This window comes from Arenibacter hampyeongensis, from assembly GCF_002909255.1.
GTDB classification, from domain to species: domain Bacteria; phylum Bacteroidota; class Bacteroidia; order Flavobacteriales; family Flavobacteriaceae; genus Arenibacter; species Arenibacter hampyeongensis.
This window is the reverse complement of the sequence record NZ_PIOB01000004.1, coordinates 141824-153552: the sequence shown is the minus strand read 5'-3', so window position 1 is coordinate 153552 and position 11729 is coordinate 141824. Positions and strand designations below refer to the sequence as shown.

Sequence of the window (11729 nt, the reverse complement as noted above, 5' to 3'; positions counted from 1 at the left end):
CCATAAAAATAATTTTGGTAATCTTTATTCGGCTTAAAAGAAAGAATTGTGAGGATTGATATTATTTAGACTTCTTGTAATGATCGCTCCATTCCTTGACTTTAGGCTCCCCTAACTTATCAACTGACTTTGCCACCATCATAGACACTGCAGCATCTCCTGTTACATTGACTACAGTTCTACACATATCCAAAGGCCTATCTACGGCAAAGATCAATGCCAGTCCTGCCTCGGGTATTCCGGCTTGGGCCAAAACGATCACCAACATAACCATACCTGCACCCGGCACGGCCGCGCTACCTATGGAAGCCAGGGTCGCCGTTACAATAATCCCCAGTTGGGCGCCAAAACTTAGATCCATACCAAATGCCTGAGCTATAAAAACTGCTGCCACAGCCTGATAAAGACTGGTGCCATCCATGTTAATGGTAGCGCCAATGGGCAGCACAAAACTGGTAACTTCCTCCTCTACCCCCAAATGTTCCTCTACACGCTCCATGGTCACTGGTAATGTAGCGGCACTGGAACTGGTGGAAAATGCCAACAATTGAGCTGGTGAAATTCCGTTTATAAAAAACGAAGGACTGCGTTTGGTGAAGATCCATACCAACGAAATGTAAACGCCGATCATTAAAACTAAACCTATCAACACGCTTACAGCATACCATCCCAAAGCTTTAAAAAGGTCTAAACTGGGCGATTCCACCACTAAGGCTGCCAACAAGGCAAAAACTCCATAGGGAGCAGCCAACATGATCAAATCTATCAACTTTAGAATTACCTCATTAAATCCGTCAAAGAATCTCTTTACCGGGGCAGCTTGTTCTTCTGGAATCAAAATAAGTCCTATCCCGAAAAAAATTGCGAAAAAGATGACCTGTAACATATTCCCGTTATCACTTGCTGCAGCAAAGATGTTACTGGGAACCAAATCTTCCAATGCCCGTAGTGGTCCCGATTCCTTTTGTTCGTTGGCCTGGGCTATTTTAGACTCGGCATCCCCTTTATAATTATCCACCAATTCGTTACGTGTCTCCTCACTAATTGAGGTCCCTGGCTTTATTACATTCACAATGGTAAGTCCAATGGAAACAGCAATTACGGTAGTTACAATGTAAATTCCTATAGTCCTCCCACCCATCTTGGAAAGCTTGGAAATATCCTTAAGGTCAGAAACCCCTTTGATCAAGGAAGCTAAAATTAATGGAACTGCTATGAGTTTTAAGGAATTTATAAAAATATTCCCGAACGGCTTAATCCAATCTGAAACTATTTTGGGACCCCAATCAAACTGAACCATGGCCAAAGCAAAAAGAACTCCGCCCACCATTCCTAGAATAATTTGCCAATGCAATTCCAACTTCCTCATAAAAACAGTGATTTAGATTGGAAAGATAGTATTTTGTGGTACAAAGCACCAAAAATTATAGGGCTATAATTTAATGGTCCTATTCAGCAAGGTAAAATCTGCCATAACCAAAGCAGCCATAGCCTCTACTATTGGCACTGCCCTGGGCACCACGCACGGATCATGCCTGCCCTTACCCTGAGTGGTTACTTTATTCCCTTCCTTGTCTATAGTATCGTAGGCCTGAATTACTGTGGCTACAGGCTTAAAGGCAATATTGAAGTAAATATCCATTCCGTTGCTAATACCTCCCTGGATACCACCGCTATGATTCGTTTTAGTGGTGCCATCGGTATTAAATTGATCATTATGGGCACTGCCTTTCATTTTCACCCCTTCAAATCCGCTACCGTACTCAAAGCCCTTTACGGCATTTATAGATAGCATAGCCTTTCCCAATTCGGCATGAAGCTTGTCAAAAACTGGTTCTCCCAAGCCTACCGGAACATTTTGGATCACACAGGTAATGACCCCTCCAATTGTATCGCCATCCTTTTTTATCTTCTTGATGTGATCTTCCATTTTGGCCGCCATTGCAGTATCCGGACATCGTACCGGATTGGATTCTATAAGTGAAAAATCAAGTTCTTTATAGCTTTTGTTAAGTGATAGTTCTCCTACTTGGGAAACGTAGGCATTTATTTTCATATCTCCCAAGAATTGCTTGGCAATGGCGCCTGCCACAACCCTACTGGCAGTTTCCCTGGCAGAACTTCTACCTCCCCCTCGATAATCCCTGAACCCATATTTTTGGTCATAGACATAATCGGCGTGCGATGGTCTGTAGGAGTCCTTTATATGTGAATAATCATGAGATTTTTGATTGGTGTTATGAATAGCAAAACCAATAGGTGTCCCAGTGGTCTTCCCTTCAAAAAGTCCGGAATAAAATTCAACCGTATCGGGCTCCTTTCGTTGTGTTACAATGGCTGACTGACCTGGTTTACGTCTGTCCAAATCATTCTGAATGGCTTCCAGATTTAATTCAATGCCCGCTGGACAGCCATCCAATACACCCCCAATAGCAACACCGTGAGATTCACCAAAGGTGGATAATTTAAAAAGGGTTCCAAAAGTATTTCCTGCCATAATCGAAGTTAAAGGTTGTGCTTATGCAATGGTTTTAAAGGTGATATCAACTTAAAGATCCAAAGGTAAATCTTAAAACAGAGATACGAAAATTGAACCCTTGGATATTACAAAATAAATGGTATTTAATTAGAAACCCCGCCAAAAAGGCGGGGTTCGTTAGATTATCTTGTTTCAATAAGCCTGCAGCTTATGAAATAAAGGCCTCACGAATAAAAACAGAATTGGTCCAACTTAATCCAATCTTAACTATTTCCTTGATCCAATTTGATAAAACCCTATAGGGTTAAAAAGCACAAGTTCATACCAACAAGCAGAACTCTTGTTAGGCAATAAGGGCCTCTTTTAAAATGGAAATAGGGTGCAAGGCCTTTCTTTTGGTGCCGTCATAAATTTGATGCCTGCAACTGGTGCCATTGGCAGCAATAATAACGTCATCTGCCGCTTTTCTCACCGCTGGAAACAACTTTAACTCCCCTACCTGCATACTTACCTCATAATGTTCCTTTTCATAACCAAAGGATCCCGCCATGCCACAACATCCAGAGCTAATGATCGAAACACTGTAGTTTTGTGGAAGGTTCAACACGTCAAAAGTTACCTTTTGGTTGGATATCGACTTCTGATGGCAATGTGTATGTATCTTAACGGTCTTGGCTTCCTTGGTAAAGAGGTCCGAGGTCAAAACCCCTAGCTGTATTTCCTTGGCCAAAAACTCTTCAATCAAATAAGAATTGGACCCGATGGCTTCGATTTTTCCCTTATCGAAACCGAAGCGCTTATATTCGTCCCTAAACGTAAGTATAGCGGATGGCTCCAATCCCAAAATGGGAAGTCCCTTATCCGTTATTTCAGAAAGTTTTTCCAAATTCTTAATGGCCAATTTTTTGGCTTGTTTTAGAAATCCCTTGGAAATATAGGTCCGACCACTCTCTGCATAATAAAGTTCAACGGCATAGCCCAATCGCGTCAACACCTCAATGGCGTCCTTACCAAGTTCAACATCCAAGTAATTGGTGAATTCGTCTATATACAATACTACTGTGGACTTGGTGGCGTTGGATTTGCCTTTAGCATTTTGAAGTTCCTTATCAAAGTCTACACTGTACACTTTTGGTAAACTTCGTTGCTCTGCAACTCCAACCGACTTTTTAAGCAATCCTCCAAAAAAATTGGAATCGTACATAGCATTGGTAATACCTGCCATTTTACTGCCCAATTTATTCAGCTTGGTATTATAGGCGAAAAGCTTAGCTCTAAGCGGGTAGCCGTTCTCCTCTTGGTATTGATAAAGAAATTCTGCTTTTAAGGTAGCTACATCCACGTTACTGGGACATTCACTGGAGCAGGCCTTGCAACTTAAACACAGATCAAAAACCTCCTTTAGTTCCTTATTGTCGAACTTATTCGTCTTTTCCGAGGAAGTTAAAAATTCCCTGAGCGTATTGGCCCGACCACGGGTGGTATCCTTTTCATTTCTAGTTGCATGGTAACTGGGGCACATTGCTCCCGATACCAAATGGGTTTTTCTACAATCCCCGCTCCCGTTACATTTTTCTGCGGCTTTTAGAATACCTTCGCTATCCGAGAAATCCATCAAAGTCTCTATCTGTGGCTCTTCCCTATCAATTTCATAACGCAGGGATTCATCCATAGGATAGGCATCCACAATCTTCCCTGGATTGAAAATATTATAGGGATCAAAATAGCTTTTTATACGTTTTAATAGCTCATAATTTTTCTGTCCGATCATCAACGGAATAAACTCCGCCCTTACTATCCCATCTCCATGTTCCCCACTAAATGACCCCTTGTACTTTTTAGTAAGTTTGGCTACATCTGTGGTAATGGATCTGAACAAAGCCACATCGGTAGATTTCTTTAAATTTAGTATTGGTCTTAAATGCAATTCTCCTGCACCTGCATGGGCATAATAGACGGCATCTTGTTTATAATCCTTCATTATTTGGGAAAACTCGCCTATAAAATCTTTTAAGTCTTCCAAAGCCACGGCCGTATCCTCTATACAGGCAACCGCTTTACGGTCCCCAACAATATTCCCCAAAAGTCCCAATCCTGCCTTTCTAAGTTCAATGGCCTTATTTACATCCCCATGTTTTAAAATAGGGTTGGCATAGCTCAATCCGGACTTTTCAACGGTTTCCAATAATTTTTGAATTTGTTGATCCAAATCCTCTTCGGTAAAGGCCTTAACCTCCAACATCAATAATGCGGCAGGATCCCCTTCAACAAAAAATCTATTCTCCAATTGGGTCCGGTTATTTTTGGTACAATCCAAAATTACCTTATCCATCATTTCACAGAGATGTAAATTGTGCCCCATCACAGGAGCAACATCCATTAAGCAGTCCTCCAATGTTTTGTAATGGGTAACTACCATGGCTGAAAGTTTGGGGGGCATCTCTGTTAATTGAAGCACTATTTCTGTGGTAAAGGCCAAAGTTCCCTCACTCCCACTTAACAATTTACATAGGTTTATTCCCTCATCACCATCACCAAAAATATTATTATGCAATAACTCGTCAACGGCATAGCCTGTATTGCGTCTGTGAATTTGGGGCTTTGGAAATTCCTTTACAATTTCCGCCTGTATCTGCTTGTTGCTTAATTCTTTATGGATGTTGTTGTAAATTTCCCCTTCAAAACTTTCCAGGGACATTTTTCCCAGAAATTCGTTCATGGACAAGGTCCTGAATTCAACCTTATTACCATCGGATAAAAATGTCTTTAAGGACACCACTTGATCACGGGTAACCCCGTATTGTATAGATGTCGTACCCGAGGAATTATTACCTACCATTCCTCCTATCATACATCGGTTGGAGGTGGAAGTGTTTGGTCCAAAAAATAGCCCATAGGGCTCCAAATAAAGGTTCAATTCGTCCCGAATAACCCCTGGCTGAAGGGTTACCTGTTTTTTATCTACATCAACAGAAAGTATCTTGGTAAAGTTTTTGGATACATCAACCACAATTCCATCACCAACACACTGACCGGCAAGGGAGGTTCCGGCTGTTCTGGGTATTAACCCAATTTTGTGTTCTCCTGCAAAAAGAATTAGTTTTTTTATATCCTCCTCAGATTTCGGGTAGGCCACTGCCGTTGGCATTTTTCTATATACGGAAGCGTCCGTTGCATATAGGGTGGTCATTAATTTGTCGACAAACAAATCTCCCTCTAAATCGTCCTTTAATTTATTTAGTATATTTTTATCCAACTCGAAACAATTTTGGGCACAAAATTAAGTTTTATTGTTTCAGATTAATAATGAATTTTTAATTTTTACATTAATTAACTTTAGAACACTTATGAAAATTTTAAAATTGTTTACCCTATTTATGTTCTGCTCCTGGTACTCTATGAGCGCCCAGGAAATATCCGATAACACTATTGGACTTCGCTTGGGCGATAGTGATGGCTTTGGTGCAGAAATTTCCTATCAAAAATCCTTAGATCGCGATAACAGGTTGGAGGCCAACCTGGGATGGCGGGACAGCAGGTATTTTGATGCCTTTAAATTAACGGCTCTTTACCAATGGGTTAGGCCCTTGGACGGGAACTTTAATTGGTATTACGGTGTAGGTGGCGGACTTGGAAGTGTTGATTTTGCTTCCAGGCCCAATAATCAAAATGACTATTACACCCCTGATGGCGGCTTATTTGTTTTGGCTGCCGGTGACATTGGTATAGAATATAACTTTGATATCCCTTTATTGCTTTCACTTGATTTTAGACCGGAAATCGGTATTGCAGGCTATAAAAATTTTTCGGATAACTTTGATTTTGATATCGCTTTGGGCATACGTTATCAGTTTTGATATAATCACCTAAATGCTATTTTATTAAGCCATGAATGTTCTTGTAGCATTTATGGCTTTTTTTATTACCCATATATAAGTACATTTGCGGCAATTAAAAGAAAATAACAATGAAAAAAATAGTATTGTCCCTTACTGTGATAGTAGGAGTATTAGCTTGTAATAGCAATCCGGAAGGTTACGTTTTAAACGGAACTTTGACCGGCGATGTTGAAAACGGTACTCAAATATTTATAAGAAAAATCAATGAAAACAATCAGCCCTATGATATAGACACCACTACGGTTGAAAATGGCAAATTTACTATAAGTGGCCCTGCTGATTCTCCGGAATTGATATATGTATTTATTGATAAAATACAGGGTTACACGCCAGTTGTTGCCGAAAAAGGTGAAATTGAACTAACCGCCCAAAAAGACAGTTTAAATTTTGCCAAGGTTAAGGGGACCGTACAGAATGATATATTTTTTAATTACCTGAAGGAATCCAGGACATTATCCGATCAGGCAATGTCTATCCAAAGGGATATGCAAAATGCCAGTACGAGTGGCAACGAGGCCACCGTAAATTCTTTGCGCGACGAGTTTGCCGAACTACAGGAAGAGTATAAGAATTTTGAATTGGATTTCATTAAAAAGAATCCAAATGGTCTTATTTCCGCATTGTTGATAGAAAAGGGACTTAATTCAAGAATGGTGGAGAGTGAAGAGGCACAGAAAATGTATGACGCCCTAACTCCAGAAATAAAGGAAACCTTGCCGGCCAAGAACGTCCTTAAAAGTCTGGATGCAGCTAGGGAAAGGGAAGAAAAAGGTAAGAGTACCAGCATTGGTGCTACCGCTCCCGATTTTTCAGGACCAACACCAGATGGTAAGGAATTGTCCTTAAAAGAGGCTATGGGGAAAGTGACTATAATCGATTTTTGGGCCGCATGGTGCAAGCCATGTAGGGTTGAAAACCCTAATGTGGTTAATGTATACAATAAGTATCACTCCAAAGGTCTAAATATTATTGGCGTTTCCTTGGATCGTAAGGAAGAAGATTGGAAAAAAGCCATTACGGACGACAAACTTACCTGGAACCATATTTCCAGTTTGGATTACTTTAATGATGCCGTGGCGAAACTTTATAACGTAGAAGCAATCCCAGCAACATTTATTCTTGATGAAAATGGGGTAATCATTGCAAAAAATCTTAGAGGGCCCGAACTAGAGGCGAAAATTTCAGAACTTTTGCAGTAAAACACATTATATTAAATAGGAAAGGCCCGTAAGTTTTACGGGCCTTTCTTATTTAATCCATTTTGTACCTATGACACCTTTCCATTTGATCAGTATACTATTTATAATCATCCATGACCCAACAAAACAATTGTAATCGATTTCAGTATTCTAGGGAACCCAATTAAATCTTACCCATTTTACCAAGAATAAAAAGAAGCACAATGGGCAAAGCCAATAACAGCACCATTAAGGTATCTGTATAAAGTAGATCGGGCTTAAAAAATAGGGTAACCACATATCCGCCTATAGCCCCGCCAAAGTGGGCAGTATGACCAATATTCCCCAATCTGGTTTTCATTCCATAAATAGAATAGAATAAATATAGAATCCCCAATACGTATGCCGGCAAGGGAATTGGGATGAACATAATTCCCAAGCGCATTCCAGGCTCCAGTAGGATTGCCGAATACAATATGCCGGTTACCGCCCCACTGGCACCCACAGCGCTATAAAAAGGTTCGCTTTTATGAAAATATAATGCCAATAGGCTGCCGGCAACTAGACTTATAAAATAAAGGATGACAAATTTGCCAGGCCCAAACCAATCGATGACCACATCGGCAAAAAAGTAAAGGGTAAACATATTAAAAAAGAGATGGGAGAGGTCTACATGTAAAAATCCGGATGTAAGCATCCTATCCTTTTGCCCTGCCTGTATGGCACCGACACCAAACTTATATCGTTCAAAAAATGTATTATCGTTAAAACCTTTTAAAGAAGCCAAGACGTTGGCGGCCATAATGGCAATGGTTGCAATATGAATGTTATTCATGAAGAAAACTATTATTTTTGGGTTCAAATATAGCTATATTTGCCCTAACTATATTTTGCATGCAGTTACTGGTCTATATTCTAGTTTACCCCTTACTATGGCTTATTTCCATACTACCTTTTAGACTTTTTTACTTTTTTTCAGATTTTGTGTTTACTATTCTTTACCATGTTGTTGGTTACCGCAAAAAAATCGTGAAAGAAAATCTTACTCGCGCTTTTCCGAATAAAACCAAGGAAGAAATACTAAAAATCCAGAAAGATTTCTACCACCATATGTGCGATATGTTCCTGGAAATGGTCAAGACCTTGAACCTGTCCAAAGAGGAACTCAAAGAACGCTATAGGATTGTTAATATTGAAGTGCTACAAGAAATCGTAAAGGATAAAAGTGTACTCATTGTATGCTCCCATTATGCCAATTGGGAGTGGAACGTGAGCATTAATAATTACGTTAATGCCCAGGGATATGCCGTATACCAAAAAATTGGAAATTACTATTTCGACAATCTTATAAAAAAAATTAGGGCAAAATGGAATACAACCCTAATTACCCAGCAAGAAACTGTTAAAACCGTATACAGGAATGTCCAGGACGGAATAATCTCCGCTTATGGTATGGTTAGCGATCAATCCCCACAGGTAAAGAGAGCTCAATATTGGAGCGAATTTATGGGGGTCAAAGTGCCCATTTTTAATGGCCCCGAAAGTATGGCCAGAAAATTGGATTTGGCTGTGGTTTTCTTAAAGGTATCAAAAGTAAAAAGGGGATATTATCAAGCAGAATTTATTCCAATTACCACAGCTGGCAAGCAGACCAAAAAGAACGAGATTACAGACCGATTCCTAAGGCTGACCGAACAGCAGATTTTGGAACGCCCGGAGTACTATCTGTGGACCCATAAGCGTTGGAAACATAGAAATAAAGTTCCCAGCGAATTTCAGTAGTCCTATTTTTTAGCTTCACATCTCCAGCAAAAATTCGCCATTCACATCCCGTTAAAGCCATCCTATCAGGCTTGTAGCATGGGCGATTATACCAAGAAAACTAAATATTTTAATTTTTTCTGCGTTATAGAACAAAATTTATTTAACATAAATGGAATTTTGTCTTAGGAAAAATTATAATGAAGGTAGGTTTTTTTTACTTTTTTGCCTTCTATTTCACATAGGGGGGCAAAGTAATGGCTACGCTACCCCCAAGACCGATTCCGAGATGAACAAGGTGGATAAACTATTTTTTTATGACCACCCCGGCATTATGGACGTATCCCCTCCAACAACCAAAAACAACCATCAGGAGTTTTGTGCAGGGGACCTACCTACCTTACACTCCGTACAAATAAATGAAGCCAGTATTATTTGGTACGACAAAGCTTCACATGGCGAGCCATTGGCACCAAATAGCCCCATAGAAAACAATGCGACGTATTATGCGGCTCAATTAATAGGAAACGAGGAAAGCACCCAGCGTTTGGCTGTATCCATTTCCATGATCTCCCCTTCCACTCCTACAACGAAAAACACAGTCCAGTTATTTTCATCGACCGATAATGCTACTATTGCAGAGTTGGAAGTTGAGGAAACTTACATTGTTTGGTACGACGCCCCACAGGCAGGCAACTTACTTGATTTAGATACGCCATTACAAAATGGAATGAATTATTATGCCGCCCAAGTCACCTCCATTTGCGAAAGTAATACTAGACTAATGGTACAAGTAGAAGTACACGAACCATCGGACATAAAAATCAGTAAAACGGTCAATAACAAACATCCTATGATAGGTGAAAAAGTAGTTTTGACCATAACAGTAGAGAACGATGGTATTTCCAACTTTAGCGAAATTGTAATCACAGAGCATCTAGATAGAGGCTATAAATACGTAAATGCCAAAACTTTGAACGGAAGCTACGATATAACCAACCATGTTTGGACACTTTCTGCATTACCGGCCAAGGCTACGGCAGTATTGCACCTCGAAGTAGAGGCAATAGCGAACGGAAGTTACAGCAGTATTTCAGCCCTTAAAGCATCTATGCCCCTGGATAAAAATTCACAGAACAACAGCGCGGAAATTACATTGGAACCATCTTGTATAAATATTTACAATGAATTTACCCCTAATGACGATGGGGACAACGACTATTTTAGAATAGATTGCATTGAAACCTTTCCGGAGTCGGACCTACAAGTGTTCAACAGATATGGCGCTCTCGTATATCAAAAAAAAGCTTATCAAAATGATTGGCGAGGTTTAGCCAATGTTAATGGTGTTGTTGGCAAAGGAGAAATATTGCCAACAGGTACTTACTTCTATATCCTCAAAACAGATGCTTTGAGCGAAAACAAAACCGGCTGGTTATTTTTAAGAAAAGAATAATGGGCACTACCTTTTAAACCAACAGATGAATTCCCCCCTAAATTATTGCTTAAAGCTAATTTTACTGTTTCTACTTTTAGGTGGAAGTAGGCTGGTGGCGCAGCAGTTGCCACAGTACACCCAGTATATGTACAATACTTCTACAATAAATCCTGCTTACGTCAATGAAGACAACCGCATGGATGCTACTTTGAGCTACCGGGCCCAATGGATAGGGATCGATGGCGCCCCCGAAACCAAAGCACTGACCGTTTCCGGGATCATCAACAATAGAATTGGATTGGGCATTAATATTTTTAAGGATAACATTGGACCTTCGACCGAGTTTAATTCCAACGCGGTTTTCTCCTACTACCTAAACCTTAGCAAAAAAATAAAAATGTCACTGGGACTAAATGCAGGTGTCGATTTTTTCGAAGTCGATTATTCAAAAGGCAGCTATTACGATCAGGATGATGTTCTTTTTAGTTATGACAATTATTACAATGCACTTCCTGCGGTAGGAGCTGGAATATATATTTTTAGTGACCATTGGTATTTCGGATTTTCAGTTCCCAACGTGCTCATCAACCAATCCAATGTAGAAAGTGATAAAAATTTGATCCATCGGGATAACCATATTTATTTTATGGGAGGGTATGTTGTGGACATTTCCGCCTCCCTAAAGTTAAAACCGTCTATTTTGGTCAAGACTGTAAACAATGCACCACCTACAATAGACGCCTCCCTAAACGCACTTTTCCTGGAAAAATTTACATTGGGGGCCTCACATAGACTTAAGGACAGTTACAGTGCCTTGGCAGGATTCCAGATTTCCAAAAACTTTTTCCTGGGCTATTCCTATGATTACAGTATATCCGACCTTGGCAATTACAATCAGGGATCGCACGAAATAATTCTCAAATATTTAATGCCACGATGGGGGCCAAATGCACGTTCACCCAGATTTTTCTAAG

The 11729-nt window shown here is 40.0% G+C and carries 9 protein-coding genes; 5 read left to right on the top strand and 4 right to left on the bottom strand.

The features are described from left to right. Positions 1-61 precede the first annotated feature (61 nt). From CWD91_RS11470 to CWD91_RS11460, 3 genes are all read right to left on the bottom strand, one after another. The gene (locus CWD91_RS11470) at positions 62-1369 is read right to left on the bottom strand and encodes a dicarboxylate/amino acid:cation symporter (protein ID WP_103441099.1); all 1308 of its coding nucleotides are present in this window, start codon (positions 1367-1369) and stop codon (positions 62-64) included. A 63-nt stretch (positions 1370-1432) separates the two neighbouring features. Further along, entirely contained in the window at positions 1433-2497 is a 1065-nt protein-coding gene (gene aroC / locus CWD91_RS11465) for a chorismate synthase (protein WP_103441098.1), read from the bottom strand. A 325-nt stretch (positions 2498-2822) separates the two neighbouring features. Continuing rightward, a complete protein-coding gene (locus CWD91_RS11460; protein WP_103441097.1) occupies positions 2823-5735 on the bottom strand; it encodes an FAD-binding and (Fe-S)-binding domain-containing protein in 2913 nt (970 codons plus the stop codon). Positions 5736-5826: 91 nt separating this feature from the next. On the opposite strand from CWD91_RS11460, the gene CWD91_RS11455 reads away from it, so the two are divergent. Both CWD91_RS11455 and CWD91_RS11450 read left to right on the top strand, forming a co-directional pair. Continuing rightward, positions 5827-6336, top strand: a complete 510-nt coding sequence (locus CWD91_RS11455) for a hypothetical protein (RefSeq protein ID WP_103441096.1) — start codon at positions 5827-5829, stop codon at positions 6334-6336. A 110-nt stretch (positions 6337-6446) separates the two neighbouring features. Beyond that, a complete protein-coding gene (locus CWD91_RS11450) occupies positions 6447-7577 on the top strand; it encodes a TlpA disulfide reductase family protein (RefSeq protein ID WP_103441095.1) in 1131 nt (376 codons plus the stop codon). Positions 7578-7740: 163 nt separating this feature from the next. On the opposite strand, the gene CWD91_RS11445 is transcribed toward CWD91_RS11450, so the two are convergent. Further along, positions 7741-8391 carry a rhomboid family intramembrane serine protease gene (locus CWD91_RS11445; RefSeq protein WP_103441094.1) on the bottom strand — a complete coding sequence of 217 codons (651 nt, stop codon included), beginning with the start codon at positions 8389-8391 and terminating at the stop codon, positions 7741-7743. 59 nt (positions 8392-8450) lie between these two features. Here CWD91_RS11445 and CWD91_RS11440 point away from each other — a divergent pair, with 59 nt between their 5' ends. The 3 genes from CWD91_RS11440 to CWD91_RS11430 all read left to right on the top strand — a co-directional run bounded on the left by CWD91_RS11440 (position 8451) and on the right by CWD91_RS11430 (position 11728). Continuing rightward, positions 8451-9338, top strand: coding sequence for a lysophospholipid acyltransferase family protein (locus CWD91_RS11440; RefSeq protein WP_103441093.1), 888 nt, complete (start codon positions 8451-8453; stop codon positions 9336-9338). Between the two features lie 151 nt (positions 9339-9489). Further along, complete coding sequence (locus tag CWD91_RS11435) at positions 9490-10773, top strand: T9SS type B sorting domain-containing protein (protein WP_103441092.1); 1284 nt, start codon at positions 9490-9492, stop codon at positions 10771-10773. A 25-nt stretch (positions 10774-10798) separates the two neighbouring features. Further along, positions 10799-11728 (top strand): PorP/SprF family type IX secretion system membrane protein, encoded by a 930-nt coding sequence (locus tag CWD91_RS11430; protein WP_103441091.1) that lies wholly within the window; start codon positions 10799-10801, stop codon positions 11726-11728. Position 11729 lies beyond the last annotated feature (1 nt).